The sequence below is a fragment of the Corynebacterium sp. NML 120412 genome (genome assembly GCF_002285155.1).
Taxonomy (GTDB): Bacteria; Actinomycetota; Actinomycetes; order Mycobacteriales; family Mycobacteriaceae; genus Corynebacterium; species Corynebacterium gottingense.
In genome coordinates this window covers 928,938-953,746 of the sequence record NZ_NSGL01000001.1, presented here as the reverse complement: position 1 = coordinate 953,746, position 24,809 = coordinate 928,938, and the positions used below count along the sequence as shown (strand labels likewise).

Below are 24,809 nucleotides of genomic sequence, written 5' to 3'. Positions count from 1 at the left end.
ACCTATCCCCTCAAAGATTGGACATCTATGACTGAAACTAGCACGGCGGCCCCCCGCCCCCTCCTGAGTCCAGACGGCGCTGATGCCCCTACCGGGATCATCGCATCCTTCCGTTACGCATTTTCTTCCCCCGCCCGTATCCGTATAGAGATTCTGGCCGGACTGGCGGTATCCCTGGCGCTGATCCCTGAGGCCATTGCCTTTTCCATCCTTGCCGGTGTTGACCCAGCCATGGGTCTGTTTTCCTCGGTAGTCATGGCCATTGCGATCGCCTTTACCGGTGGCCGCCCGGCAATGACCACCGGCGCCACCGGGGCTATTGCCCTAGTCATTGCTCCTGTGGCGCGTGGTTACGGGATGGATTATTTCATCGCCACCGTCCTGTTGGGCGGTGTCCTACAAATCGTGCTCGGCGCCCTCGGTGTGGCGAAACTTCAGCGTTTTATCCCCCGATCGGTGATGCTGGGTTTCGTCAATGCACTGGGCATTATGATTTTCACCGCCCAACTCGAACACCTCATTGATGTGCCTTGGATAGTCTACCCACTCGTCGGCTTGGGTGTGGTGATCATGATTTTCTTCCCCAAGCTCACCAGTGTGATCCCCGCCCCGCTGGTCACGATTATCGTGCTCACCGGTTTGGTCATTGCCGCCGGTTTGACTGTCCCGACGGTCTCGGACATGGGCAAGATGCCGGAGACCTTACCGTCCCTGTTTATTCCGAACGTGCCGTGGACGTTGGAGACCCTGCAGATCATCGCGCCTTATGCCCTGGCCATGGCCGTGGTCGGTCTCATGGAATCGTTGATGACCGCCAAGCTCGTCGATGACATCACCGACACTCATTCCGATAAAACTCGTGAATCCTGGGGACAGGGGGTGGCTAATATTGCCTCCGGTTTCTTCGGCGGCATGGGTGGCTGCGCGATGATCGGTCAAACCATGATCAACGTCCGCGAATCCGGGGCACGTACCCGCCTATCCACCCTGTTAGCCGGTGTGTTCCTGCTGGTCCTGGTCCTGGCACTGGGCGACATCGTTGGCATGATCCCGATGGCTGCGCTGGTGGCAATCATGATCATGGTCTCGGTCGGCACCATCGACTGGCACTCGGTGCATCCACGCACCCTTAAACTCATGCCGGTCTCTGAGACCATTGTTATGGCCGTGACGATTATTGCCACCCTAGCCACCAGCAACCTGGCCATTGGTGTGGTGTTGGGTGTGGTCACCGCGATGATCATGTTCGCCCGTCGGATGGCACATATCGCTTCCATTGAAAAGGTCTCCGAGATCGACGGCGACGGCGATGGAGAGATTGATACTCGTACCTACCGGGTGCATGGCCAGTTGTTTTGGGCATCAAGCAATGACCTGGTTTATCGCTTTGATTACACCGATTCTGCCCGTCATATCACTATTGATCTCACTGAGGCGGAGATCTGGGATGCCTCCACGGTCGCGACCTTTGACGCGATTACGCAGAAGTTCCAGGACAGAGGCAAAACCGTGTCCATTATCGGGCTCGACGGTCCCAGTCAGGACCGGCTGAACCGCCTGTCTGGCCGGCTTGGCACCGGCCACTAACATCCCCCGACTCGAGCACATCGACTTGGCGCCCCAACTTATAACCGGGGCGCCAGTTTATTGGTGCTGTTGCAAAGTTGGGGCATAGGAAGAGCATAAAAGAAGCGTAGCGGTTAACCGCTACGCTGGGCGGAATCAAGCGGTGGATGCGCCACGCTTGAATAGTTCGTTAAGTATTTCACGTGGGGTTGCGCCGCCGAGGATTTGTCGGGGTGTTTCGTTGAGCTCATTTTGCACCCACGCGACATGTTCGGGTGTGACGGTGGCAAAGTCGGTGCCCTTTTTGTAGAACCTGCGCCTGATCTCGCCGTTGGTGTTCTCGTTGGTTGGTCTCTGCCACGGTGAGTGCGGTTCACAGAAAAACACCTGGCAGCCGTCTTTAATCTGGACTTGTGCTGTGACAGCCATTTCTGCGCCTTGGTCCCATGTGATGGTCTTTAGCTGCTCGGTGTTGAGGTCTTTGACCATGTCCTGCAGGGTTGCGACCACGGTGTGTGAACTGTGCTCATCGGGAAGGTGTCCAAGCAGGGTGTAACGGCTGGTGCGCTCTACTAGGGTAATCAGCGCGCTTTTGCCACCTTTACCAATAACAAGGTCGCCCTCCCAGTGCCCGGGAATAGCCCTGTCATCAGCTTCCGGGCTGCGGTGGGTGATCTCAGCACCTTTGATCCAAGGGCGACCGGTTAACACGCCAGCGTTTCGGGCACGACGCTTGCGTGTTGAGCCGCCGCGGATAAGTACGTCTTTAGTCTTCATGACTTCTTCAAGCTCGGCTCGCAGGCTGCCTTTGCCTTGAATGTATAAGGCACTGTAGAGAGTGTCCGATTGTTTGTGTGCGGGGGCTTGGTTTACAAGTAGTCCGCGAATCGGTCGGGGTAAGCCACGGCTAGTTGGTTGATGGCTTGTTTCCACCCGGTGGCTTTCGCTCCTTCAATATAGCCGTTGCGCTCAATGTCGCGCTTCGCTTTCTTCGCCCGCTGAGCAGCACGTTTGTCCTCGATGTTGCAGATCATCAGCCAAAGCGTCTTCAGCGCCGCGGTATCGTTCGGGAACTGACCCCGGTTTCGAGTAGCTTTACGCAGTTCAGCATTCAGCGACTCGATCGAATTGGTGGTGTAGAGCACCCGCCTGGCCGCAGGCGGGAACTGCAGAAACGGCACGAACCGCTCCCAGGCGTCGCGCCAGACTTTGACCGACTGGGGGTATCTCCGGCCCAGTTCACTGGCCTCGAACGCATCCAGGTTGGCGCGTGCGGTCTCCTCGTTGTTGGCGGTGTAGACCTCACGTAGCGCGCGGGAGACAAGTTTGCGGTCCTGATAAGACACCCACCGGTTCGCAGCCCGAATCAGGTGCACAATGCAGGTCTGCACCATGGAATTCGGCCAGGTCGCCTCCACAGCTTCCGGCAGGCCTTTGAGCCCGTCGCAGCACACGATGAACACGTCCTGGACCCCGCGGTTGGCCAGATCTGCGCACACCGATGCCCAGAATGCGGCGCCTTCATTCTCAGCGATCCACAATCCCAGGATGTGCTTGATGCCGTCCATGTCGACACCAACTGCCATGTAGCAAGCCTTGTTGACCACGCGGTGGCCGTCACGAATCTTCACGCGTAGCGCGTCGAGGAAGATCACCGGGTAAAACTCGTCGAGCTGCCGGTTTTGCCAGATCATGACCTCTTCCAAGACCGCATCGGTAATGGTACTGATCGTATCCGGGCTCATATCCACCCCAAGCGTGGTCGCAAGATGGTGCTGAATATCGCGCACTGTCATCCCACCGGCGTAGAGCGAGACGATCATGTCGTCAAGCTCGGTCAACCGGCGTGCGCCTTTGGGCACCATGCGGGGAGTAAACGTGCCGGCACGATCCCTGGGCACGGTTACTTCCACCGCGCCGTAGCCAGAATTGACGGTCTTGGTGTACGACCCGTTGCGGTGGTTATTCTCCTGCGCGGTTTCGACCTGGGCTTTGGTCTTGCGGTCGGAATGGCCGTAGCCCAAGTGCGCATCCATCTCCGCCTGTAGACCAGCGTTGATCGATGCCTGGAGCAGGCCTTTGACCAACTCGCTTGCATCCTCAGTGGAGGTCGACAGCTCGCTGATCAAGCTGGAGAGTTCAGGGTTTTCCATCAGCTTCTCGCTGATCTCGTTGACCCTCGCCGGGTCATGGTTGTTCTTCGGTGACACCGTAGTCATTATCGGTGAAACTCCTTCTAGATGAGAGCCTCACACACAAACTTTCTGACACCCTCGCACTGTAGATCGCTTCGTGGGAAATACGCATGCTTTCATCATCGCTGAAAGCATGCTCAAGCCATGCACTAATGCGCCCAGGTGACCACCTGCGGGCAAGGCAATCGACTACTACACCCCGAAGCGTTGGGCTTTCATCGAGCTTGCGTAGTTTTGGCCGCACCATCCGACCAGCAGTAGAAACAGCAGCGTTGTGGGCGTTATACCGCAGCTGCTCTGTGCCGTCCTCATCGACGATCTTCCAACCATTACGGGTGATTTCACGAGCGACGACACTGTGGTGCCTATTTATTTTCTGCGCGATGGCTCGTGCCGAATCACCGACACGACATCCCGCTTCAATAGCAACACGGTCTTCAACAGTAAGCCTGCGACCACGCCCTACTAAGGCGTGTTTGTCGAATACGCCGCTAGGAAATCCATCAACGGCTTGAGTTTTCATCGGTGCTGGCATAACAGAATCTTTACCCAGCTTCTTGCCTGTATCTGGCAAAGACACCACCGCCTCATCAGGCGTTCGACGATGTCGCTGCCGGCGTAACTTCGCATACCGCTGCTTCCTTATCCACCCATACACGGTAGAAGGATGCACACCGATAGCATCAGCCACTGTCTGACAGCTCTCACCAGCAAGCACTCGCTCCACGGCCTGGGCACGTTCATCAGGTGACAAGTGGGCGCGTCTAGGCCGCACTTCGATTACACCAGCTTTCTTTAACCTGCTGTGAAGCAAGCCAGTCGATATTCCAACAGTCTGTGCTGCTTGACTGATCGACATACCTGCACGCACCAACCCAACAGCCTCACGGACAAACGGATCACGCAAACGACTCGCACGCCTGCCTGGAGGTTCGACACCTCTTACCCTCAACCAACCGTAAACCGATTCGGGGCCTACACCCACATCACGCGCGACCAGGCTAACTGCCTCGCCTGCCACCACGCGCTCAACAGCAGCATCCTTAACATCCTTCGGAGTCCAACGCGTCACAACTACCTCCCGGTCGAAGTGGCGCATTCACCCCTTGACAGCACGCCCGTTGCCACAACATCCAGGAGTCCAATTGTTTCATGCCGATTTAGAGCACTACTTAGCCATTGTTGAGCGGGTTTATGTTGCGGTGCAGCGGAGTGGAAGGCATAAGCGAGAATGTTGACATCAGGAATGATCATCGAGTACCGCCCACACAGCTTCTTTGTTGCTGAGATCAACTAGAGCCGGTCCGCCGCAATCGAAGGAGGGCAGGTTAACGGGGGTGTCTTCGGTACTGATGCGGGCTTCCTTCTTGAGGGCAGCGCGGACCGCCTCTTCGACGTATGAGCTCAAAGTGACATTGTTGGCTTTGGCTTGGACCTTCGTTTCTTCAAGGAGTTTCGGCGGGAGGTTTATCGTCGTGCGCATACCTTTAGGGTAGAAAGCATCAAGTCATCATTCAAGAGGTGCAATGATGTATCTGCCTTCAGGAAGCCGTGAAAGGTTGACTGGTGTCTTAATTCAGTGCGAGCGTCAGGATCAGTACTCCGATGGAGAATGCGAGCATGCCTAAGCAGTTGATCCAGAATGCGCTACCGAGGAAGTGGGCGCGGACATGGGCTGCTGCGGCCGCGCAGAAATAGGCGATGACTCCAATCATGGCTGTGATTCCTACGCCGGGGAACCAGAGGCCGGCAATGAGTCCTACGGCGGCGAGGCACTTGATGACAATGAGCGCCCACCACCAGTCCTTGGGGAGTTTGACGCCGCTGAGGCAGGCTTCGATGAAGGGGACTGGTTTGAGGGAGAGGGCGGCGTCGCCAAGCAGAATGGCTGCTAGTAGAAGGGAGGGCCAGGCTGGGGAAGATTCTAGGATCATTGGGTTACTCCGAATGCGGTGTTGAGGCGTTCGATCGATGAGGCGGCTTGGGATGTGAGGTGCTCGGTGTCGTAGATTCCGGCGGCCCAGCCGATGAGTAAGCCGAGGTAGACGTTGTACAGCAGGTCGGCGTACTCGGCCGCATCGGCGCTGCTGAGCCTGGTGCCGAGTCGCAGGGTGATTTCATCGGTCAGGAGCGTTTTGAGTGCGGTGAGCGCTTCGCCTTGATTGCCTTGTTGGATGAGTGCTGCGCCAAAGGCGCGGGAGAGCTCTTCGTGGCCGGTAAACATCTGGAGGAAAGGTCTCAGGACATCGAGAAGGCTATCGGATTGTCCCCGGATGTCATCGTGGAGTTCTGAAATGTGTTGGCCAATGGTGCGGATGAGCAGCGTTTGTTTGTCGCCGACTCCCATGACGGTTCCCACGCTAACGCCAGCTTCGGATGCGATAGTCCGGATGCTGGTGGTGGCGTAGCCCTGAGTGAGGAAGAGTTCGTAGGCGGTGGCTAGGACCTTGCTGACGGTGCCAGCTTTGGCGGCCGAGCGCGATGAGTGAACGTGTTCAGTGAACATGTTCAAAAGGGTAGCTCTTGATGGTTTCGAGGTCAATGACGCCGAAGTGTTGACAGTTGGCGCTAGGCCAGCGTGGGGAAGACGCGGTCGCGCAGCAGGTGTGCAAGCTCGCGGTCGGGGGCTGCTGGGTTGACCCAGGCGGTGTCGCCGATTTCGGCGGCGGCATGGGGTTCGTCGGCGGTGACGGTGCGGGTGTAGGTGAAGATGGTGCCGACGACGACCTCGCCCGGTTCGTTGGCGGCGGGAGCGTCGAAGGTGCCGAGTTTGTTGAGGCTCTCGGCGTCGAGGGTGAGGCCTACTTCTTCGGCAACTTCGCGCAGGGCGGCGTCGACAAGCGCCTCGCCCGCCTCGGGCTTGCCGCCGGGCAGTTGGTACTTGGTGGAGGACTTCTTGCGCACGGTAAGCACGTGGCCTTGTGGGTTGCGGATGACGACGGCTGCTACTTCAATCATGGCTGCTGATTGTAGGCGGCCTAGAGCAGCGGCAGGAGCACGAGGGCGAGATTGAGTGCGATGACCAGCGCGGCAAGCGTCCAGCCCACGGCCATAGACCAGGGTTTCGCGGCGAACTCACCCATGACGTCCCGGGAGCCGGCATAGCGGAAAAGCGGGATGATGGCGAAGGGGATGCCCAGGGAAAGAAGTGCCTGGCTGACCACCAGTGCCATAGTGGGGTCGACCCCGCAGCCGATGATGACCAGCGCCGGGATGAGCGTGACCAGGCGGCGGACTAGTAGGGGGACCTTGATGTGAAGCAGGCCGTCCATGATTTCGGAGCCGGCGTAGGCGCCCACTGACGTCGAGGCGAGGCCGCTGGCCAGCAGGCCGATGGCGAAGAGAACGCCGGCCAGCGGGCCGAGGTGGCTGGCAATCGCCGTGTGGGCCCCGGAGATGGTCTCTGTGCCGTCCACGCCGTAGAGGGCCGAGCCCGCCAGGACCAGCAGGCCCACGTTGACGAGCCCGGCGATGGACAGCGCCACGGCGATGTCCGCGCGGGTGCCGGCCAGCACGTGGGGGATTTCCAGGTCGGGGTAGCGCTGCTTGGTCAGGGAGGAGTGTAGGTAAATGGCGTGCGGCATGACGGTGGCGCCCAACATGGAGGCGGCCAGCAGGATGCTGTCCTTGCCCTCTAGGCGGGGGATGAGGCCGCCGGCCACGTCGGCGGGGTCGGGCGGGGCGATGGCGAGGCCGGCAAGGAAGCCGATGCAGATGACCAGGAGCAGGCCGATGACAAGCCCCTCGAACCACTGGTTCTTCTTCTGGAAGATGAGGAGAATGATGGAGACCGCGCCGATGATGAGCGCGCCCGCGAACAGGGGGAGGTTGAAGAGGAGTTGCAGGGCAATGGCGCCGCCGATGACTTCGGCGAGGTCGGTGGCCGCGGCGATGAGCTCGGCCTGGGCCCACATGCCTAGGCGCGCGCGGCGGGAGAGACGCTCGCCCATGATTTCCGGCAGGGAGCGGTGGGTGACTAGGCCCAGTTTGGCGGAGTGGTACTGGATGAACATGGCCATGAGGTTGGCCACGACGAGTACCCACACCAGGAGGTAGCCGTAGTGGGAGCCGGCGCTGATGTTGGCGGCTACGTTGCCGGGGTCGACGTAAGCCACTGCAGCAACGAAGGCGGGGCCGGTGAGGCTGATTAAGGTCTTACGCATAGGCATCTCCATACCAAAAGTTCAACTACTTGAAGTCTAGTTTTCATCTGTCATGTCTAGGGACTTTTTGGACAAGGAGTCCAGCGACTTTTTGGACAGGATGTCTAATGGCTTTTTGGACGTCTGCGGCGGTGGAATAGCCGGATGGCTATTCGTCCAGGTAGTCACGAGCGAACACGCGGGCAATCGGATGTCGAAATCCGATCTCAAGGCGCGACCAATTTATGCCCGAACCGAGGGCTCGATTAATGCGCACCTCAATATCGTCATGGCAACACTCGCAGTAAGTCGAATGATGGAATCAGCAACCGGACGAAGCATTAAACGACTCGTGCGAACTTTCAAAAAGTATCGCAGTTTTGAACTCAGAGTCGAAGACACAACAATCCACGCGGCCACGCCACTACCAGCCGAAGTGCAAAACCTCGTCCACGCCATCACCGAACCCTGACTTCCGCACTAAAATGATCCAACTCAGGAGAAGCGCACGCGGATTAACCTACGCCGGCCAGCAGAATTTCTACGAACTCCTTGCGCTTTTCTACATGGAAGTTGTGGCCCGAGTCAGCCTCGACTTTAACGGCACCGGCGGGAAGAGAATCCATGGCCCTGGCGGCGTCCTCATCACTGGCCGCAGCTTGAAGGACTTCCCCGTCGTATCGCGCTTGACAATGAATATAGGTAACTGGCGCTTGAATCGCCGCAAGTGTTGCTTCTTGATCAAACCCTTCGTTCCAGAGACCCGTAAAGAAGGCATCACCAAACGCTGGGTCATAATCCATGATGTACACCTGTGCCTCATTCATCTCGGGAGGCATGGTCCACAGAGCTATCGGGGCGCCCGGATGCCGAGAGTGATATGCGAGTCCATCACCGATGAACCCCTGAGCAGAGTCCCCAAAGTATTGCCACATTTTTTGGCTGCGCCACTGATAAGCCTGCCAGTCGGTCTCTCCTGAAGACAAGAACTCATGAGTGCTGACAGCTAGGTCCTGATAATTCCACGTATTGCGCGCCTCAGGCAGCTCTGTGGCAAATAGCGGCGGATCTTCTAACACCAGGAAGCTAACCAGTTCTGGATGACGCGCAGCAATCAACGCGGCCAATTGACCCCCAGACGAATGCCCACTTAATACGACGGGTTGGCCAATTGTCTCTATATAACGAGATAGGACGTCTGCGACCTCCACCGCTCGATAAGATTCAAGGCGATCAGACTTGCCATGCCCTGGAACGTCGATGGCATAGACTTGGCGGTCCTTGCTGAGGTCACGTAAAGCGTAACCGTACTGGCGCCATCCGCTCGCTTGACCATGGATAAGGACAATAGGGGAACCGTCCCTTGGCTCGCTTACCCCTACATTGAGCTTCACATGATCCACGCTCATCCGGTGCTCTTGATAGCCAGCCTTTTCCAGGGATCTCACAAGACGCGAGTGATACGTGGTTGTATACCATGCCCAACCGCCAGCACCGGCTGCCGCAAGTGCAACGATTGCCGTCACGATAAGTCCCGCCACCTTCAGGACCCTTTTCCCGACCAGGGCCATGAGCTATCACCTTACCAATACATTTGTATTACAACACCAATACATGGGGTATGCCACGGCTAGTTGGTTGATGGCTTGTTTCCACCCTCTTGGCTTTCGCCCCTTCAATATAGCCGTTGCACTCAGTTGCCTGTTTCGCCTTCTTCGCACGCTGGGCGGCGCGCTTGTCCTCGATGTTGCAGATCATCAACCATAGGGCCGGCCCCCGCTACCACTTTTTAGCCCTTCACCAGCAGTGATGCCGGTGAGGGGGCTTTGTGCTGCGCGGTGAGACATATCCAACACCCCGTGCGCTGGGGAAAGCCTCACAACCGGTCTACGCTGGGGAGTAGGGAAAGACCAGTGCTTTTCCGCCGCACGAGCTACTTCGAGTCGAAAAGAGCACGACCATGAGCATCGAGACCTTCGCAGACATCGCAATGATTGTCATCTTCATCATCGCCACGGTCGTGTACCTCAAGTATGGCGGTAATGAGTACAGCTACGACGCGAACGGCAAGCTGGTCCGCGAACCCGCCCCGGAACCCGCTCCGCAGCCAAAAGCGGCCTAGCCCGCCGCTGCGTGGAATAAAAGTCGTTGAAACGGCCCACGGTTGGGAGTCGTGGGGCTAACCTGCTGCTATGGAAGGCACACCACTTATAGAATCCCGCGGGATCGACATCGTCCCTGAATCTGAACGCACCGCGAAACCCTCCGACCTCTTCTGGCCGTGGTTCGCAGCCAACATCTCCGTCTTCGGTATCTCGTACGGCTCGTTCATCCTTTGGTTCGGCATCTCGTTCTGGCAGGCGGCTCTCGTCACCGCAGTCGGGGTGACGTTCTCGTTTTTCCTCTGCGGTCTTATCGCAGTTGCGGGCAAGCGAGGCTCCGCGCCAACTATGGTCCTCTCGCGTGCCGCGTTCGGCGTGCACGGGCAGAAAGTGCCCGGCATTATCTCCTGGCTCACCTCCATCGGGTGGGAGACGTTCCTTTCAATCATGGCGGTGCTTGCTACGAACACCGTGCTGCGGCAGCTCGGTGCGGACCCGGGCACGGCTGTCACCGTCATCGCCACCGTCATCGTCGCGGCGCTCATCGTGGCGGCGTCTGTCCTCGGTTACCACACCATCATTCGGATGCAGTCCGTGCTCACTTGGCTCACCGGCGCGGTCACCATCATCTACGCGGTGCTCGCCATCCCGCACATCGACCTGGACGCCGTCCGCGCTATTCCGTCCGGGCCCGCAAGCGCCGTGGTCGGTGCGCTCGTGATGGCGATGACCGGCTTTGGCCTGGGCTGGATCAACATCGCCGCAGACTGGTCGCGCTACCAGCGCCGCGACACCTCCGATGGCGCGATCATCTTCTGGAACACGTTCGGCGGCTCGGTTGCCACGGTGGTGCTCATCGTCTTCGGCCTCCTGCTCGCGGGCTCGGATGCATCGCTTGCCGACGCCATCGCGCAGGACCCCATCGGCGCACTCGCCGTCATCCTCCCGACCTGGGTGCTGGTCCCGTTCCTGATCACGGCGGTGCTGGCTCTCGTATCCGGCGCGGTGCTCGGCATCTACTCGTCGGGCCTGACGCTGCTCACGCTGGGCATCAGCATTCCGCGCCCGGCGGCCGCGGCGGTCGACGGCGTGATCCTGACCGTCGGCACGATCTGGGTCGTCTTCTTCGCCCAGGACTTCCTCGGCCCGTTCCAGTCGTTCCTCATTACCCTGGGCGTGCCGCTGGCGAGCTGGGCGGGCATCCTCATCTCGGACATTTATAGCCGGAAGCAGGACTACGACGAGGCCGCGCTCTACGATCCAGCGGGGCGCTACGGCGGGGTGGATGTGGCGTCGATAAGCATTCTGGCGATCGCATCGATCCTGGGGTGGGGGGCTGGTGGCCAACGCATTCGCGGAGGAGGCGGCGTGGAATAACTGGCAGGGATACCTGCTGCCCCTGGTGGGGGAGCAGTGGGCCGATGCGAACCTAGGCGTGCTTGTGTCGTTGGTGTTCTCGCTGGTCGCGGCGTGGGTGGTGCGCCGCGGGCGAGTGCGCGCGCAGGAGCGCTAGTCCGCGCGCAGGTAGACCTGGGAGCCTTCCTCGCGGAACTTCTCCGCCATCTGCTCCTCGCCGACCGCGAGCGTCGGGATGCCGAGGTTCTGGATGGTCTGCTGTGTGTCAGCGTCCAAGACGGCGTCGATCTTGTCGCCGAATTCGTCGCGGATGTCCTGAGAGATGCGCATGGAGCAGAACTTCGGGCCGCACATGGAGCAGAAGTGCGCGGTCTTCGCAGGCTCGGCAGGCAGGGTCTCGTCGTGGTAGGCCTGCGCGGTGTCCGGGTCCAGGGAGAGCGCGAACTGGTCCTCCCAGCGGAACTCGAAGCGGGCCTTGCTCATCGCGTCGTCCCAGTCGCTCGCGCCCGGGTGGCCCTTTGCCACGTCAGCGGCGTGCGCGGCGACCTTGTAGGTGATCACGCCGGTCTTCACGTCGTCCTTGTTGGGCAGGCCGAGGTGCTCCTTCGGGGTGACGTAGCAGAGCATCGCGGTGCCGCCGGCGGCGATGTTTGCCGCGCCGATGGCGGAGGTGATGTGGTCGTAACCGGGCGCGATGTCGGTGACCAGGGGGCCAAGCGTGTAGAAGGGGGCGCCGCCGCACCACTCTTCTTCCTTCTCGTTGTTGAGCTGGATCTTGTTCAGGGGCACGTGGCCCGGGCCCTCGATCATGACCTGGACATCAAAGTCCCAGGCGCGCTTGCACAGCTCGCCGATGGTCTTGAGCTCGGCGAACTGGGCGGCGTCGTTGGCGTCGGCGATGGAACCGGGGCGCAGGCCGTCGCCAAGCGAGAAGGCGACGTCGTACTGGGCGAAGATCTCGCAGAGCTCGTCGAAGTTCTCGTAGAGGAAGCTCTCCTTGTGGTGCGCCAGGCACCAGCCGGCCATGATCGAGCCGCCGCGCGAGACGATGCCGGTCACACGCTTCGAAGTCAGCGGCACGAAGGGGAGACGCACGCCGGCGTGGATGGTCATGTAATCCACGCCCTGCTCGCACTGCTCGATGACCGTGTCGCGGAAGATCTCCCAGGTCAGGTCCTCAGCCACGCCATTGACCTTCTCCAGTGCCTGGTAGATCGGGACGGTGCCGATCGGGACGGGGGAGTTGCGCAGGATCCACTCGCGGGTGGTGTGGATGTCGTTGCCCGTGGACAGGTCCATCACGGTGTCGGCACCCCAGCGGGTGGCCCAGCGCAGCTTGTCCACCTCCTCGCGGATGGACGAGGTGACCGCGGAGTTGCCAATGTTGGCGTTGATCTTGGTCAAAAACGCGTTGCCGATGATCATCGGCTCGCTCTCCGGGTGGTTCACGTTGTTCGGGATGATCGCCTTGCCCGCGGCGACCTGCTCGCGCACCTTCTCCACGTCGCAGTGCTCGCGCAGCGCCACGAACTCCATCTCCGGGGTGATCTCCCCGCGGCGGGCGTACGCCATCTGGGTCACGCGCTTGCCTTCCGTGGCGCGCAGCGGCGCGCGGCGGGCTCCGCGCCACTCCTCGGAGGCGGCGCCGCGCTTGGCGGCACGGGTGCCGTCGTCAAGCAAATTGCGCTGGCGTCCCTCGTACTCCGCAACGTCGCCGCGGGCGGCGATCCACTCGCTGCGCAGCGCGGGCAGGCCCTCTTCCGGCTCCGCCCATGGGCCGCGGGTGCGGTAGAGCTTCACGGGCTCGTTCGGGCCGGTGGGGGAGTCATCCAACTGGACCGCGGTCTCGGGGACCTCGAGTCCGTTCTTACGCAGCGGTGCGTAGCTGTGCTTGCGGTGGATTTCTTGAGCGTAGGCGTCAGTCATGACACTCCTTCAACTTCCTTCGCCGGTGCTAACCGGACAGGTTCGGACGGTGCCCGCGCGGCATGTAGCGCGATCTCAGCCCCTACCTTGGGGCGCCCGTGTGGGATTGCGTCATCGAGTGTAGCGGCTTACAGGACTGCTCCGCCATTGAGGTAGTTCACGTACCGAACCGCGTCATCCTTCGAGTAGAGGTAGCGGAAATCCGGATCGCTTGGGTCCTCATCAGCGTTGCGGGGTGCGAGGCCTACGTTTTCGGGTGGAAGCGGTGCATCGCACCACCCGCCACTGGGGTTGTAGAAGCCAACAACGTATCCACGGCAGTGCGTGCCGTGCGGGTAGGAATCCATGGTTTGTGTGACCCACATGATTGACCTTCCTTCCACTGTGTTCACACCTCAGAATACCCGTCTTACCTGCTGTTTGTCAGCGAATCTCCAAAAATGGGACCCGTTCGGGTGGTGTAGCCAAACGGCTCGACGTGCACGATCGTCTCCGCGGCGCTGAGCGTATTTGCAATACCGGACTCAATCTCGTCGGCGTGGGCGTGCGCGTACGACACCGTCCACTCGCCCGGCACCTGCATGACCAAGCTGATCAAGCGCTCGCGACCAAACGCAGCGGTGCGCACTGAGGTAAACGCAACCCCGTTTTGCTCGGCAAATGCATCCAGAAATGCGTTGAGTTTTGCAAGCTCCTCCGCGGGCAAGGCCTCAGACAGCAGGCTCAGGATGGCGCTGCGCAGGAGCTTGTAGCCGGTGAAGAGGATGTTTGCGCCAACCAGCAGCGCGACGATCGGGTCCAGGACCTGCCAGCCGGTCAGCGCAACGAGTGCCATGCCGACAATCACGCCCACGGTGGTCCACACGTCCGTGAGCAGGTGTTTCCCGTCCGCCTCCAGGGTTGCTGAGCGGTACCGCTTCCCGCCGCGCACGAGCGCGTACCCGGCGGCGGCGTTGAGCACGGCGGCGATGACGGAGAACAGTAATCCCACGCCGAGCTGCTCCACCGGCTGCGGAGTGATCAGCCGTTCCACGCCGGTGTAGATGATGGCCACGGCCGCGACGAGGATGAGCGAGCCCTCCACCTGGGCGGAAAAATATTCAGCCTTGGAGTGTCCGAAGTTGTGGTTCGCGTCCGCCGGCTTCGCGGACAGCTTGAGCGCCCAGAGGCCGACGACGGCGGCCACGAAGTTGATCACGGTCTCGATCGCGTCCGACATGAAGCCGACGGAGCCGGTGACCCAGGCAGCGACCATCTTGAGCACGATGGTGAGCAGAGATACCGCGATGGAAAGCCACATGAAGCGTTCCAGGATCTTTTGCTCTTTTTGGAGTGAAGGGGGCAATTCAGGCATGCGAGTGTCCTCCCACAATTGGGGCGCTTCGGCGCCGTGCGTGCAACGGTCCGAAGGTCTCGCTCACTCCAAACCGGAGCCGGTTGCCCGGGCGCGTGCGCCAGTATGTCGAACAACCGATTGCGGGCTACTCCCCTTCAACGGAGAGAGAGTGTAGCAGGGCGTCGATAAGCAAGTGCCCTACAATGGTCACCGATTTGAGTTCCCAACGATTGGAAAACACCATGGCACGCAAGCGCGGCCTTCAAACTGATCCGGTGATCTTCGGGGCATCGCTCGGCTTCGTCGTCGTCTTCGTGGCCGCCACGATCGCCTTCGGTGATCGCGCGCGACAGCTCTACGCAGACGTCTCCGGGTTCCTCATGGATAACTTTTCCTGGATGTACATCGGCGGTATTTCCGCGGTGTTCATCTTCCTCATCGTGATCTTCGTCTCCCGCTTCGGCAACATGCGGCTTGGCGACGATGAGGACGAGCCCGAATACAGCTACCCAGTCTGGTTCGCCATGCTCTTCGCCGCCGGCATGGGCGCAACGCTCATGTTCTGGGGCGCCGCGGAGCCGCTGAACCACGCGTACAACCCGCCGCGCGGCGATATGGAACCAATGAGCCGCGAGGCGATCGTGCAGGCCTTCGAGTTCACGTACTACCACTTTGGCATCCACATGTGGGTGATCTTCACCCTGCCCGGCCTGGCCATCGGGTACTTCGTGTACAAGCGCAAGATGCCGGCGCGCATGTCGTCGATGTTCGCTCCGCTGCTCGGCGGTCGGGTGTACGAGACGCCGGGCAAGCTTCTCGACGCCCTGGGGATCATCGGTACCATCTTCGGCCTCGGCGTCTCTGTGGGCCTTGGTGTCCTGCAGATCTCCGCGGGCCTGAACATTCTGTGGGGCGTGCCGCTCATTACGCCGGTGCAGCTGGGCATCATCCTGTTCATCACCATCGCGGCGTGCCTGTCCGTGGCCACCGGCCTGGACAAGGGCGTGAAGATCCTGTCCAACGTGAACATCGGCGCGACGATCTTCCTCATGCTCTTCGTGCTCGTCTCCGGCCCGACGCTGGCGCTGATGGGGCAGATCACGGAGTCTTTTGGCATCTACGGCAACTCGCTGCCCGAGCTGATGTTCTGGGTGGACTCCTACAACGACAACCCGGGCTGGCACGCTACCTGGACGGCGTTCTACTGGGCCTGGACGATCTGCTGGTCCCCGTTCGTAGGTATGTTCTTCGCCCGCATCTCGCGCGGCCGCACCGTCCGCGAGTTCATCGGCGGCACCATCCTGCTGCCCACCGTCTTTGACCTGATCTGGTTCTCCATCTTCGGCCGCGCCGCGATGGAGATGGAGGCCGAGAACCCGGGCGTGCTGACCAAGCCCGTGGTGGAGGACGGCGACACCCCGCGCGCCCTGTTCTCGCTGCTGGCGGAGTACCCGCTGTACGCGGTGACCGGCGCGGTCGCCCTGTTTGTCATCGTGATGTACTTTGTCACCTCCATGGACTCCGCCGCGCTGGTGGTGGACATGTTTGCCACCGGTGAGGAGAACAAGTCCCCGGTGTTCTACCGGGTCGGCTGGGTTATCGCCGTCGGCCTGGTGACCGGCGCGCTGCTGTTTATCAATGACTCCGGCATCCAAGCCCTCCAGGAGGTGGTGATCATCATCGCCTTCCCGTTCTTCATTACGTACTTCATCATGATGTGGTCGCTGGTCAAGGCGATGACGGACGACTCCGCAGCCGCCCGCCGCTACCGCTCCCGCCAGTGGGAGAAGACCGACACCGCGGAGAAGCTGGAGGAGGGCGAGAACAAGCCCGCGCCGGGCTACGACTCCGAGGGCAACCCCGTCGACCGGCCCGAGTTCGAGTACGACGCGGAGGAGGGGACCTGGCGCCTCGAAGAGTCGCTCATCCTCGGCGAGGACGTGCAGGTCTCCGGCGACGGCGAGCCGAAGACCGGGTCCAAGGTGAACTGGGTCGAGCAGGAAGACCCGAAGTAGGCGCGATCGGCGCCGAAGGCTGAGAAAACTGCGCAATGCGTAGTTTTCTCAGCCTTTTTCGTGTCGTGAGTGGAGAACTGGAGTTTGGGTTCCGCAGCGCATTCGAACATATGCTGAGGAAACTGCGCATTGCGTAGTTTCTGTGAGTCTGCCGAGCTGAGGGCAGCTTCTCGACGCCCATGACCCCTGTTGTTATAGCACCATAACAGCAGGTAAACGGCGTGTTCGGGTGGGGTGCTACCGTGTTGCATACAACCAAAACCTCGACCATCCCACCTCCCGAAAGGGGCCTGTGCCATGACGATCACGACCACCGATGCCACACCAAAGCCACCTACCGCAGACGAAAGTGTGGACGATACTGCGCAAGATTTCGAACATTCTCCGGGCGGCGACAAAGCGATCGCGGAGCTCGCTTCCCGCATCGAGGACACGTTTGGCAGGATCACCACCTGTAAAGCGCAACTGCTGCACCAGATTGGCATTTTTGATTCGCTGCGGCTGGCCCGTAGGTGCGGGGCGAGGACGACCGCGGGGTGGCTGGTGCGGCGGCTGGGGATCTCGCAGACCACAGCGCACGAGTACGTGCGCGTCGCTCGTGAGCTGACCACGTACCACCTGCTCGCGGAGGCATTCCAGGAAGGTGCAGTGAACTATTCCAAGGTGCGCCTGCTCCTCCCGTACCTGAAGAAGAACGACGAGTCGACGCTCGTGGAGATGGCACGGAAGTACGGCTACCGCGAGCTGGAGGCGGAGCTTGCGCTGCTGGACAGGGACGAAGGCGAAGATGCCCCGACACGGTCCTCGTACGTGCGGATTGCGGAGCGCAAGAACGGACGCTTCGGGCTGTGGGCCGACCTCAGCCCGATGGAAGGCGCGCAGGTAGCGGCCGCGCTGAAGATCGGGGAACTGGCCTACCACGACGTTGACCTGCAGGATGCGGTCAACCGGGACGCGGTTGAGGAGGAGCTGGAGGACCTGCCCACCTCGTCCGGGATCGGGATGCCCACGGGCAAGGTGATGCTCGCTGCGTTCATGGGGATGGTGAATATCGTGCGCTCGCGCCCGAAGAACCCGCTACGTGCCCCGGGTGCGCACGTCAACATCGTGACCACGGTTGACGGCGGGGCCTATTTGCCGGTTGGGGGCGCGGCGGCGTCGGCAAGCGTGGCGCACGCGGTGGCGAACGCCATGGTGCGCGTGAACACGGTGGACAAGGACGGCCTGATTCTCAACACGTCGAGGGCGTCGCGGCTGGCCACGGACGGGCAGCTCAACGCGCTGATGACTATGTGGGGCGGGCGCTGCGCGATGCCCGGATGCGACCATACGCGGTTCATTCAGGTCCACCACGTACACGACTGGGCGGACGGAGGCGCCACGGACCTGCACAATCTGCTGCCGTTGTGCTCGTCGTGCCACGCGATGGTCTCGGAGCGGTGGATTCGCATCCTGGAGGACGGCCCCGACTTGCACTTCGTGTTTCGGGACGGGAGCAGGTTCGTGGCGGAAAGCTATCAGGCACCGCTGCGCAGCGACGCGTCCTTGACGCTGCGCGAGTTCAACGAGGGGAGCGCTTAGCGTGCTAGGCGCATCCTGCGGTGGGGGATGCCGGTGTCGAGGAACTCGTCGCCCTCCGCGACGAGTCCGTAGCGGGAATAGTAGCCAACCAGGCCGGCTTGGGCCTCGATGATCAGGTCGCCCGGCCAGCGGGTGGTGTACTCAATCCCGGTGCGCACGATCTCGGGGCCGAGGCCGGTGCCGCGGTGCGCCGGGGCGACGACGAACCTGCCGAAGCGCGAGCCGGTCTCGGTGGGGAACACCCGGGCGCAGCCGGCGAGCTCGCCGGCTGCAGTCAGCGCGAGGAGGTGCGTGGTCGACGGGTCCGCGTCCTGCGCGTCGATCTCGTTGTACGGGCAATTCTGCTCGGCGACGAACACGTCGACGCGGAGCTTGTACAGCGCGTGGACCTCGCGCGGGGTCATCTCATCCAGCGATTTCAGCACGATCACGGTGCGGTGCAATCCTTCCTGCCTTGCCGTAGGAAACGTGGCGGTGTGCCCACTCGAACGGACCTTGTTTACCGGCTGCCTCGAGCACCGTGGCGAGCACGACGGTGGCCAGCCACACGCAAGCACTCAGGCCGAGCTTACCGCTGATAGTCCAATCCTGGCCGATGCCCAGGCTAAACGGGTACACTAACACGATAAAGAAGATGGTCTGTGCCAGGTAGCCGGACATCGAGCGCTTGCCCAACGCGACGAGCGGGTAAGTCCAGGTGGGTGCCGCGTTGTTCAGGCGCGACGTGAGCAGCGTCAGCGCGGCGAGGATGCCAGGTCCGGTGAGGCAGCCAATTGCGCTGTTGAGCAGGTGCAGGCTCGATTCCATCTCCGGGTTGAGCACGCCGATGGCGGTAAGCCCCCAGGGCAGTCCGACGCCGAGGGTGATCACGCCGGCCAGGATCGTCCACGTCCACAGCGTGCGTGCGTGCTGCTTGGTGTTGACCAGCACGCCTTCCTTCGCCCACACATAGCCGATGGTGGCCAAGGGGACAAGCTCAAGCAGGATAAACGGGGTGGACAGCAGCATTTCTGCCGCGTTGGCGAGGTTGTTGGTGAAGTAGGTGCCAAAACTCCCAAATTCTTCATTGAGCACATTGTTCCCACCCATCTCCTTAGCCACCTCAGGGATTAACGCCGCTGATACGCCAACGAATGAAGTGAAAAGGATGTAGAGACCGAGGCAGGAGTACGAGATGATGCGCAGCACCTTCGTCGAGAGCGTGAACATCACCGAAAGCAGCAGCCCGACGAAGCCGTACATGGTCATGATGTCGCCAAAGAACAGCAGGCACAAGTGGGCCAGGCCAAAAAGCGCGAGCGCGCCGTAACGTCGGGCCAGGACCTTTCGCGCCTCACCGACCGGGTACTGCTTCCGGTACAGGCTGGAGACGACAAGCCCGAAGCCGAAGCCAAGCAGCGTGGCAAACATGGGCAGGCCGCGGGAGTGGACGAAGAGGGCGGCGAAGAGGGCCAACGCGGCGTCGATAAGCGAGCCCTCTTGCACCCCGCCGACACTCCACCCGGGGCCTGACTCCGGCTGCGAGTGCTGATTGATCATCCAAAATAGCGAGCCGTTGGCGAGCGCGATGCCAAGCAGTGCTGTGCCGCGGGCAAGGTCGGGGACGAGTAGTCGTTGCATGGGCCTCACTTTTACCAGCTGCTTACCGCATCAGCCAGGGCGAGACCGAGACGAGGATGGCGCGGGTGGCCTGGTCGAGCGTGGGCTGCAGGTCGGGCGCAAAGTAGGGGGAGTGGTTGGACGGGGCGGAGTTGATGTCCGAGCTGCTGCCCACAAACCAGTAGAAGTACGGCGCGCCAAAGGCATTGGCAATGGTGGGGAAGTCCTCGGAACCGCACAGCCGGCCGAAGTCGCCGACCACATCGCCGAACTGCTCGCGGAACGCGGCCATCACCTGCTCGGCGATGGCCTCGTCGTTGGAGAACTCCGGCGCCCCGCCGACAATCTCAAACGTCGGTTCCGTGGTCGCGCCCGCCGCCGCGCACTCGGCGCGGACGATGCGCCGGATGGCGCTGTTCAGGCGGTCGCTGACCTCGGTGGTGAACGCGCGGGTGCTCACGGATAGCTCGGCGGTGGCGGGGATCGTGTTCGGGGATTCGCCGGCGTGGATCGCGCCCACCGTCACCACGCCCATTTCCTGCGGGGCGATCTCGCGCGACACAATGGTCTGCAGGCGGGTGATCACGTGCGCCGCGATGACCACGGGGTCCACCCCCTTCTCCGGCATCGAGCCGTGCGCGCCGGTGCCGTGGATGGTGATTTTGGTCTGCACGCACGTGGAACACACCGGCCCGGCGAGCGCGCCCATCCCGTAGCCGGGAATCATCGGGCCGACGTGCTGGCCCAGCACCACGTCCGGGGTCGGCACCTTCTCCGCCAGGCCGTGCTCCACCATGTCCCGCGCGCCGGCGCCGGTTTCCTCGCCGGGCTGGAACAGTGCGAGGAGCGTGCCCGACCAGGCGTCAGTGTGCTGCGCAAGCATTGTCGACGCCGCGAGCAAGGCCGCCGTGTGCATATCGTGCCCGCAGGCGTGGGCGGCGCCGAGCGCGGGGTCGGCCGAGTATTCCAGGCCGGTCTCCTCCGAGAGCGGCAGGGCGTCGAAGTCGGCGCGGAAGCACACGGTCGGCCCTTCGCCGTTGGTGAGGATGCCGACCTTGCCGGTGGCGCCCACTGGCACGACGGTGAAGCCGGCGGCTTCCAGCTCTTCGCCGATGCGGGCGCTCGTCTGGTGCTCTTCCAGGGCGAGTTCGGGATGCTGGTGGAACCACTTGTACAACGCTTCGCGCTCGCCGCGGGTGGCGTCCAGATCGGACTCGAATGGTGCAAACGGTCCAGTGAGTGCAAAAGAATTCGTCATGGGGACATGCTAGCCCGGGGTCACCCCACCTTTGATGTGGTAAATGAGGAAATTGGGGCAAAAACATGGCAATGTATACGGGAGTTGCTGTTGTGGTCTATGTAGGAAGAATGCCCATGATTCGTCGTCGTATCGCCGCCCTGATCACCGCGTTTGCCGTCGCCGCGCTGCCCGCTGCGCCCGCGAACGCCGGTGAAGCGCCTGCACCGCAGCCGGCGCCGATCGACCCGAACTACACCTGGCACGATGACCCGATTTCAAAGGTGCTGGCCGGCAAGCCGTTCGCGGACTATGTCCTGCACCGCGTGCCCGGCTCCTTCCACGACGCACCGCGCATCCCGCGCGAGTCAAACGAGGCCCTGCAGCGCGGCAACTCCCTGTACGGCCCCGGCACCCCCATCTACGTGGGCGAGGGCGACAACGAGGTCATGTGCACCGTCGCGGTCGCCGGCTACGGCGAGCACGGCAACAAGTACGCCCTGACCGCGGGGCACTGCGGCAAGGTCGGAGACCCAGTCTCCTCGGCGGACTCCTGGCAGGTGGGGCACTCCGGCAACATCGTCAAGGTCAACGAGCGCCTGGACTACGCGCTCATCGAGCTCGGCTCCAACGCCGAAGTCACCCGCTCCTACGACGGCGTGACCATCAACCACCTCGGCTCCGCGCCGGTGAAGCCGGGCAAAAACGTGTGCAAGAAGGGCGTGGCCTCCGGTGAGACCTGTGGGATCACCTGGTCGGACTGGAACGTGCAGAACGTGAACCAGGTCTGCGCCATGCAGGGCGACTCCGGCGCGCCCCTGTACACGGACGACCGCCTCGTCGGCATGATCAACGGTGGCCTGTTCCCCGCGCCGTTCGACGTGCAGTGCACCACCCCGCTGCAGGGGCCGATCTACGCGCCCACCAGCGCCGCCCGCATGGACGCCATCCTGGCGGACCTGAACAACGGGTTCCGCCTGCCGTAACTTAGCGCAGCGCCGAGAGCGCTGCGTCGTGGAGCGCGCCGTTGCTGGCCAGCGCGTCGCCGCCGTGCGGTCCATCCTCGCCGGACAGGGCGGAAAAGCGCCCGCCGGCCTCCGTGACCAGCACCGACAGGGCGGCGAGGTCCCACAGCGACACCTCCGGTTCGGCGGCGATGTCCACCGCGCCCTCCGCGACGAAGCAGTAGTTGAGGAAGTCGCCGTAGCCGCGCAGACGCCAGGTCTGCTCCGTCAGGCCGATGAACTTCTCCAGCAGGCCGCGATCACGCCAACCGGCGAGGGAGGACATGGCGAGGGAGGCGTCGGCAAGCGAGCGCACCCCGGAGACCTCGAGTCGCATGAGCTCGCCGCCGTTGAACGTGCGCCAGGCGCCGCCGCCGGTCGACGCGTACCAGCGGCGGGTCAGGGCGGGGGCGGAGACGACGCCGACGACCGGTTCGCCGTCCACAAGCAGCGAAATGAGGGTTGCCCACACGGGCACGCCGCGGACGAAGTTCTTCGTCCCGTCGATCGGGTCGATGACCCACTGGCGGCCCTCGAACGCCACCTCACCGCCGAACTCCTCGCCAAGCACCGCGTCCGCCGGCCGCGACTCCGCAAGCTCCGCTCGGAGCGCCTCCTCCACGGCGAGGTCCGCGTCGGAGACGGGCGTCATGTCCGGTTTGGACTCCACCCGCAGGTCAGAGGCTTCGAAGCGCGCGAGCGTGAGCGCGTCGGCCGCGTCGGCCAGTTCGAGGGCGAGGGCGAGGTCGTCGGCGAAATTACTCATGCCCGACAAGTCTAGTAGTGATGTCCTGCACAATCTGGGCGTTTCCCGCCACACACCATGTCACTCCGCCCGCATCCACCTTGCGGGCCACGCCGCCCGCCGCCTCCACCAGCGCCTTGCCTGGCAGCCAATCCCAATCCGCCACGGAGTGCTGCAGCCACCCGCCGATCTGCCCCGCAGCCACGGTGGCCAGGTCAATCGAGCCGGCGCCCCACATCCGGATCGTCGCCGCGTCGCGCACCGCGCGCAACCACACGTCGCGCACGGCGTCCTCGCGCATGTACGTGGGGTGCAGGTACGTGGCCAGGGCTTTCTCGCTTATCGACGCCCCCGCCAACCCCTCCGCACGCTCCCCGTTCACCGTCAGCACGCCCTGGTTGGCCAGCCACGTCGTGTCCGTGGCGGGGCGGTGCACGGCGCCGAGGCGCACCCGTTCCGTGTCCGCTGCATCCGTGAGCGCGATGGCGGAGCAGAAGTAGTCCGAGCCCTGCGAGAAGTTGTAGGTGCCGTCGACCGGGTCGATGACCCAGGTGCGGCCGGTTGCGGAGTCGCGGGCCGCGCCTTCTTCTCCAACCACGCCGTCGTCGGCACGCAGCGCGGCAAGCGCGTCGGCAACGAACGCCTCCGCGGCGCGGTCGGCCTCAGTGACCACGTCGGACACGGACGTCTTGTAGTCGGTGGTCAGCCCTTCCTCGCGCATGCGCAGCGCGAGCTGGCCTGCGTGCTTGACCAGGGCGGCGGCGAGCGCGGCGTCGTCGGAATTGCGGTGGGCCTCAATGAACTGTGCGGTGGATGTCATGCGGCCCATTATCCACGGCATCGCGGTTTGGCGCGGGGGACCGGGGCTGCCGCTTTGCTCCTCGACTAGACTGCGCTCTTATGCAACCGGAGACTCAGACGCGCATCGCCGACCTCGACTCGAAGCTCACCACCATTGAAAAGGTGATGGACCTCGAGGAGATGGGCGTGCGCATCCGCGAGCTTGAGCAGCAGGCCGCCGACCCCTCACTTTGGGACGACCCCTCGCACGCGCAGCAGGTCACCTCGGAGCTCTCCAACGTGCAGGCGCGGCTGCGCAAGGTGACGTCGCTGCGCACGCGTATTGACGACCTCCCGGTCATGGTCGAACTCGCGGAAGAAGAGGGGGACCCCTCCATGGCCGCGGAGGAGCTGGAGGACGTGGAGGCGCGAGTGGAATCGCTCGAGGTGCAGACCATGCTCTCGGGCGAGTACGACGCGCGCGAGGCCGTGGTGAACATCCGCTCGGGCGCGGGCGGCGTGGACGCTGCGGACTGGGCGGAGATGCTCATGCGCATGTACGTCCGCTGGGCTGAGAAGAACGACCACAAGGTGGACGTCTACGACATTTCTTACGCGGAGGAGGCGGGCATCAAGTCGGCCACCTTCGCCGTCCACGGCGATTACATGTACGGCCAGCTCTCCGTCGAGCAGGGTGCGCACCGTCTCGTGCGCATCAGCCCCTTTGACAATCAGGGGCGCCGCCAAACCTCGTTTGCGGAAGTCGAGGTCCTGCCGGTGGTGGAGCGGACCGACCACATTGACATCCCGGACTCGGACATCAGGGTCGACGTGTACCGTTCCTCCGGCCCCGGCGGGCAGAGCGTGAACACCACCGACTCGGCGGTGCGCATCACCCACATCCCCACCGGGATCGTGGTGACCTGCCAGAACGAGAAGTCCCAGATTCAGAACAAGGCCTCGGCGCTCAACGTCTTGCAGTCCAAGCTGCTGGAAAAGAAGCGGCAGGAAGAGAAGGCGGAGCTGGATGCGCTGGGCGCGGGCGGCAACGCGTCGTGGGGCAACCAGATGCGCTCCTACGTGTTGCACCCGTACCAGATGGTGAAAGACCTGCGCACCAACTACGAGGTCGGAGACCCGCAGAAGGTGCTGGATGGGGACCTCGATGGCTTCCTCGAGGCCGGCATCCGGTGGCGCAAGGCACAAGAGCAGGGCGAGGAGTAGC

24 protein-coding genes, 4 pseudogenes and 1 riboswitch are annotated in these 24,809 nt (G+C 62.4%); of the genes and pseudogenes, 9 read left to right on the top strand and 19 right to left on the bottom strand.

What is annotated here, in order from left to right:
• Positions 1–27: 27 nt before the first annotated feature.
• Positions 28–1,587, top strand: coding sequence for a SulP family inorganic anion transporter (locus CKJ84_RS04345; RefSeq protein ID WP_063938611.1), 1,560 nt, complete (start codon positions 28–30; stop codon positions 1,585–1,587).
• A gap of 135 nt (positions 1,588–1,722) precedes the next feature.
• On the opposite strand, the pseudogene CKJ84_RS04340 reads toward CKJ84_RS04345, so the two are convergent.
• The 9 genes and pseudogenes from CKJ84_RS04340 to CKJ84_RS04305 all read right to left on the bottom strand — a co-directional run.
• Positions 1,723–2,409, bottom strand: a pseudogene (locus CKJ84_RS04340) (IS30-like element IS1513 family transposase); the annotation flags it as partial.
• 26 nt (positions 2,410–2,435) lie between these two features.
• A complete protein-coding gene (locus CKJ84_RS04335) occupies positions 2,436–3,785 on the bottom strand; it encodes an IS256 family transposase (protein WP_095546024.1) in 1,350 nt (449 codons plus the stop codon).
• A gap of 55 nt (positions 3,786–3,840) precedes the next feature.
• A pseudogene (locus tag CKJ84_RS04330) lies at positions 3,841–4,391 on the bottom strand (IS30-like element IS1513 family transposase); the annotation flags it as partial.
• Between the two features lie 19 nt (positions 4,392–4,410).
• A pseudogene (locus tag CKJ84_RS12450) lies at positions 4,411–4,620 on the bottom strand (helix-turn-helix domain-containing protein); the annotation flags it as partial.
• A 381-nt stretch (positions 4,621–5,001) separates the two neighbouring features.
• Positions 5,002–5,244 (bottom strand): CopG family transcriptional regulator, encoded by a 243-nt coding sequence (locus CKJ84_RS04325; RefSeq protein ID WP_005292604.1) that lies wholly within the window; start codon positions 5,242–5,244, stop codon positions 5,002–5,004.
• Between the two features lie 88 nt (positions 5,245–5,332).
• Positions 5,333–5,695, bottom strand: coding sequence for a DoxX family protein (locus tag CKJ84_RS04320; RefSeq protein ID WP_005292602.1), 363 nt, complete (start codon positions 5,693–5,695; stop codon positions 5,333–5,335).
• On the bottom strand, positions 5,692–6,267 hold the full coding sequence (locus CKJ84_RS04315; RefSeq protein ID WP_005292598.1) for a TetR/AcrR family transcriptional regulator: 576 nt from the start codon (positions 6,265–6,267) through the stop codon (positions 5,692–5,694). The genes CKJ84_RS04320 and CKJ84_RS04315 overlap by 4 nt, the downstream gene beginning before the upstream one ends.
• Positions 6,268–6,329: 62 nt before the next feature.
• Positions 6,330–6,719 (bottom strand): NUDIX domain-containing protein, encoded by a 390-nt coding sequence (locus tag CKJ84_RS04310; RefSeq protein WP_005292595.1) that lies wholly within the window; start codon positions 6,717–6,719, stop codon positions 6,330–6,332.
• Positions 6,720–6,739: 20 nt separating this feature from the next.
• Entirely contained in the window at positions 6,740–7,924 is a 1,185-nt protein-coding gene (locus tag CKJ84_RS04305; RefSeq protein ID WP_011272788.1) for an Nramp family divalent metal transporter, read from the bottom strand.
• A 52-nt stretch (positions 7,925–7,976) separates the two neighbouring features.
• On the opposite strand from CKJ84_RS04305, the gene CKJ84_RS04300 reads away from it, so the two are divergent.
• Positions 7,977–8,375: a hypothetical protein gene (locus CKJ84_RS04300; RefSeq protein ID WP_198949234.1), complete on the top strand. Its 399-nt coding sequence runs from the start codon at positions 7,977–7,979 to the stop codon at positions 8,373–8,375.
• 43 nt (positions 8,376–8,418) lie between these two features.
• Here CKJ84_RS04300 and CKJ84_RS04295 read toward each other — a convergent pair whose 3' ends face one another.
• A complete protein-coding gene (locus tag CKJ84_RS04295) occupies positions 8,419–9,474 on the bottom strand; it encodes an alpha/beta fold hydrolase (RefSeq protein WP_095546042.1) in 1,056 nt (351 codons plus the stop codon).
• Positions 9,475–9,480: 6 nt separating this feature from the next.
• Positions 9,481–9,670: pseudogene (locus CKJ84_RS12015) on the bottom strand (hypothetical protein); the annotation flags it as partial.
• A 193-nt stretch (positions 9,671–9,863) separates the two neighbouring features.
• On the opposite strand from CKJ84_RS12015, the gene CKJ84_RS12195 reads away from it, so the two are divergent.
• The 3 genes from CKJ84_RS12195 (at position 9,864) to CKJ84_RS12445 (ending at position 11,518) form a co-directional block, all read left to right on the top strand.
• Positions 9,864–10,025 carry a hypothetical protein gene (locus tag CKJ84_RS12195; RefSeq protein ID WP_158221668.1) on the top strand — a complete coding sequence of 54 codons (162 nt, stop codon included), beginning with the start codon at positions 9,864–9,866 and terminating at the stop codon, positions 10,023–10,025.
• A gap of 70 nt (positions 10,026–10,095) precedes the next feature.
• Positions 10,096–11,382: a cytosine permease gene (locus tag CKJ84_RS04290; RefSeq protein WP_233125484.1), complete on the top strand. Its 1,287-nt coding sequence runs from the start codon at positions 10,096–10,098 to the stop codon at positions 11,380–11,382.
• Complete coding sequence (locus CKJ84_RS12445; RefSeq protein ID WP_233125483.1) at positions 11,345–11,518, top strand: hypothetical protein; 174 nt, start codon at positions 11,345–11,347, stop codon at positions 11,516–11,518. Before CKJ84_RS04290 ends, CKJ84_RS12445 begins: the two co-directional genes overlap by 38 nt.
• Here CKJ84_RS12445 and thiC read toward each other — a convergent pair.
• From thiC to CKJ84_RS04275, 3 genes are all read right to left on the bottom strand, one after another.
• Positions 11,515–13,287 (bottom strand): phosphomethylpyrimidine synthase ThiC, encoded by a 1,773-nt coding sequence (gene thiC, locus CKJ84_RS04285; protein WP_095546041.1) that lies wholly within the window; start codon positions 13,285–13,287, stop codon positions 11,515–11,517. The two genes, CKJ84_RS12445 and thiC, sit on opposite strands and share 4 nt — an antisense overlap.
• Positions 13,285–13,397: riboswitch (TPP riboswitch) on the bottom strand. It overlaps the preceding gene by 3 nt.
• Positions 13,398–13,415: 18 nt before the next feature.
• Complete coding sequence (locus CKJ84_RS04280) at positions 13,416–13,652, bottom strand: hypothetical protein (RefSeq protein ID WP_095536371.1); 237 nt, start codon at positions 13,650–13,652, stop codon at positions 13,416–13,418.
• 44 nt (positions 13,653–13,696) lie between these two features.
• Positions 13,697–14,641: a cation diffusion facilitator family transporter gene (locus CKJ84_RS04275; RefSeq protein ID WP_095546040.1), complete on the bottom strand. Its 945-nt coding sequence runs from the start codon at positions 14,639–14,641 to the stop codon at positions 13,697–13,699.
• Between the two features lie 224 nt (positions 14,642–14,865).
• On the opposite strand from CKJ84_RS04275, the gene CKJ84_RS04270 reads away from it, so the two are divergent.
• Positions 14,866–16,638 carry a BCCT family transporter gene (locus CKJ84_RS04270; RefSeq protein ID WP_198949233.1) on the top strand — a complete coding sequence of 591 codons (1,773 nt, stop codon included), beginning with the start codon at positions 14,866–14,868 and terminating at the stop codon, positions 16,636–16,638.
• Positions 16,639–16,935: 297 nt separating this feature from the next.
• Positions 16,936–18,219: an HNH endonuclease signature motif containing protein gene (locus CKJ84_RS04265; RefSeq protein WP_095546038.1), complete on the top strand. Its 1,284-nt coding sequence runs from the start codon at positions 16,936–16,938 to the stop codon at positions 18,217–18,219.
• On the opposite strand, the gene CKJ84_RS04260 is transcribed toward CKJ84_RS04265, so the two are convergent.
• From CKJ84_RS04260 to CKJ84_RS04250, 3 genes are read right to left on the bottom strand one after another with little or no spacing between them, the layout of a single operon-like run.
• On the bottom strand, positions 18,216–18,650 hold the full coding sequence (locus CKJ84_RS04260; protein WP_095536367.1) for a GNAT family N-acetyltransferase: 435 nt from the start codon (positions 18,648–18,650) through the stop codon (positions 18,216–18,218). The two genes, CKJ84_RS04265 and CKJ84_RS04260, sit on opposite strands and share 4 nt — an antisense overlap.
• On the bottom strand, positions 18,625–19,839 hold the full coding sequence (locus CKJ84_RS04255) for a DUF418 domain-containing protein (RefSeq protein ID WP_095546037.1): 1,215 nt from the start codon (positions 19,837–19,839) through the stop codon (positions 18,625–18,627). Before CKJ84_RS04255 ends, CKJ84_RS04260 begins: the two co-directional genes overlap by 26 nt.
• A 22-nt stretch (positions 19,840–19,861) precedes the next feature.
• Positions 19,862–21,076, bottom strand: a complete 1,215-nt coding sequence (locus CKJ84_RS04250; protein WP_095546036.1) for an amidohydrolase — start codon at positions 21,074–21,076, stop codon at positions 19,862–19,864.
• A 116-nt stretch (positions 21,077–21,192) separates the two neighbouring features.
• Between CKJ84_RS04250 and CKJ84_RS04245 the strand changes: the two genes are divergently transcribed.
• Positions 21,193–22,041, top strand: a complete 849-nt coding sequence (locus CKJ84_RS04245; protein WP_095278938.1) for a S1 family peptidase — start codon at positions 21,193–21,195, stop codon at positions 22,039–22,041.
• A gap of 1 nt (position 22,042) precedes the next feature.
• On the opposite strand, the gene hisN is transcribed toward CKJ84_RS04245, so the two are convergent.
• Together hisN and CKJ84_RS04235 are read right to left on the bottom strand one after the other, a co-directional pair.
• Positions 22,043–22,825 carry a histidinol-phosphatase gene (gene hisN / locus CKJ84_RS04240; protein WP_095546035.1) on the bottom strand — a complete coding sequence of 261 codons (783 nt, stop codon included), beginning with the start codon at positions 22,823–22,825 and terminating at the stop codon, positions 22,043–22,045.
• The gene (locus tag CKJ84_RS04235; protein WP_233125482.1) at positions 22,818–23,624 is read right to left on the bottom strand and encodes an inositol monophosphatase family protein; all 807 of its coding nucleotides are present in this window, start codon (positions 23,622–23,624) and stop codon (positions 22,818–22,820) included. Before CKJ84_RS04235 ends, hisN begins: the two co-directional genes overlap by 8 nt.
• Positions 23,625–23,704: 80 nt before the next feature.
• Here CKJ84_RS04235 and prfB point away from each other — a divergent pair, with 80 nt between their 5' ends.
• Positions 23,705–24,808 (top strand): peptide chain release factor 2, encoded by a 1,104-nt coding sequence (gene prfB, locus CKJ84_RS04230; RefSeq protein ID WP_095278941.1) that lies wholly within the window; start codon positions 23,705–23,707, stop codon positions 24,806–24,808.
• Position 24,809 lies beyond the last annotated feature (1 nt).

Excerpts from the sequence above, each read along its gene's own strand:
- CKJ84_RS04345 (WP_063938611.1), top strand. The coding sequence starts at position 28 with ATGACTGAAACTAGCACGGCGGCCCCCCGCCCCCTCCTGAGTCCAGAC.
- CKJ84_RS04335 (WP_095546024.1), bottom strand. The coding sequence starts at position 3,785 with ATGACTACGGTGTCACCGAAGAACAACCATGACCCGGCGAGGGTCAAC.
- CKJ84_RS04325 (WP_005292604.1), bottom strand. The coding sequence starts at position 5,244 with ATGCGCACGACGATAAACCTCCCGCCGAAACTCCTTGAAGAAACGAAG.
- CKJ84_RS04320 (WP_005292602.1), bottom strand. The coding sequence starts at position 5,695 with ATGATCCTAGAATCTTCCCCAGCCTGGCCCTCCCTTCTACTAGCAGCC.
- CKJ84_RS04315 (WP_005292598.1), bottom strand. The coding sequence starts at position 6,267 with ATGTTCACTGAACACGTTCACTCATCGCGCTCGGCCGCCAAAGCTGGC.
- CKJ84_RS04310 (WP_005292595.1), bottom strand. The coding sequence starts at position 6,719 with ATGATTGAAGTAGCAGCCGTCGTCATCCGCAACCCACAAGGCCACGTG.
- CKJ84_RS04305 (WP_011272788.1), bottom strand. The coding sequence starts at position 7,924 with ATGCGTAAGACCTTAATCAGCCTCACCGGCCCCGCCTTCGTTGCTGCA.
- CKJ84_RS04300 (WP_198949234.1), top strand. The coding sequence starts at position 7,977 with ATGTCTAGGGACTTTTTGGACAAGGAGTCCAGCGACTTTTTGGACAGG.
- CKJ84_RS04295 (WP_095546042.1), bottom strand. The coding sequence starts at position 9,474 with ATGGCCCTGGTCGGGAAAAGGGTCCTGAAGGTGGCGGGACTTATCGTG.
- CKJ84_RS12195 (WP_158221668.1), top strand. The coding sequence starts at position 9,864 with ATGAGCATCGAGACCTTCGCAGACATCGCAATGATTGTCATCTTCATC.
- CKJ84_RS04290 (WP_233125484.1), top strand. The coding sequence starts at position 10,096 with ATGGAAGGCACACCACTTATAGAATCCCGCGGGATCGACATCGTCCCT.
- thiC (WP_095546041.1), bottom strand. The coding sequence starts at position 13,287 with ATGACTGACGCCTACGCTCAAGAAATCCACCGCAAGCACAGCTACGCA.
- CKJ84_RS04280 (WP_095536371.1), bottom strand. The coding sequence starts at position 13,652 with ATGTGGGTCACACAAACCATGGATTCCTACCCGCACGGCACGCACTGC.
- CKJ84_RS04275 (WP_095546040.1), bottom strand. The coding sequence starts at position 14,641 with ATGCCTGAATTGCCCCCTTCACTCCAAAAAGAGCAAAAGATCCTGGAA.
- CKJ84_RS04270 (WP_198949233.1), top strand. The coding sequence starts at position 14,866 with ATGGCACGCAAGCGCGGCCTTCAAACTGATCCGGTGATCTTCGGGGCA.
- CKJ84_RS04265 (WP_095546038.1), top strand. The coding sequence starts at position 16,936 with ATGACGATCACGACCACCGATGCCACACCAAAGCCACCTACCGCAGAC.
- CKJ84_RS04255 (WP_095546037.1), bottom strand. The coding sequence starts at position 19,839 with ATGCAACGACTACTCGTCCCCGACCTTGCCCGCGGCACAGCACTGCTT.
- CKJ84_RS04250 (WP_095546036.1), bottom strand. The coding sequence starts at position 21,076 with ATGACGAATTCTTTTGCACTCACTGGACCGTTTGCACCATTCGAGTCC.
- CKJ84_RS04245 (WP_095278938.1), top strand. The coding sequence starts at position 21,193 with ATGATTCGTCGTCGTATCGCCGCCCTGATCACCGCGTTTGCCGTCGCC.
- hisN (WP_095546035.1), bottom strand. The coding sequence starts at position 22,825 with ATGAGTAATTTCGCCGACGACCTCGCCCTCGCCCTCGAACTGGCCGAC.
- CKJ84_RS04235 (WP_233125482.1), bottom strand. The coding sequence starts at position 23,624 with ATGACATCCACCGCACAGTTCATTGAGGCCCACCGCAATTCCGACGAC.
- prfB (WP_095278941.1), top strand. The coding sequence starts at position 23,705 with ATGCAACCGGAGACTCAGACGCGCATCGCCGACCTCGACTCGAAGCTC.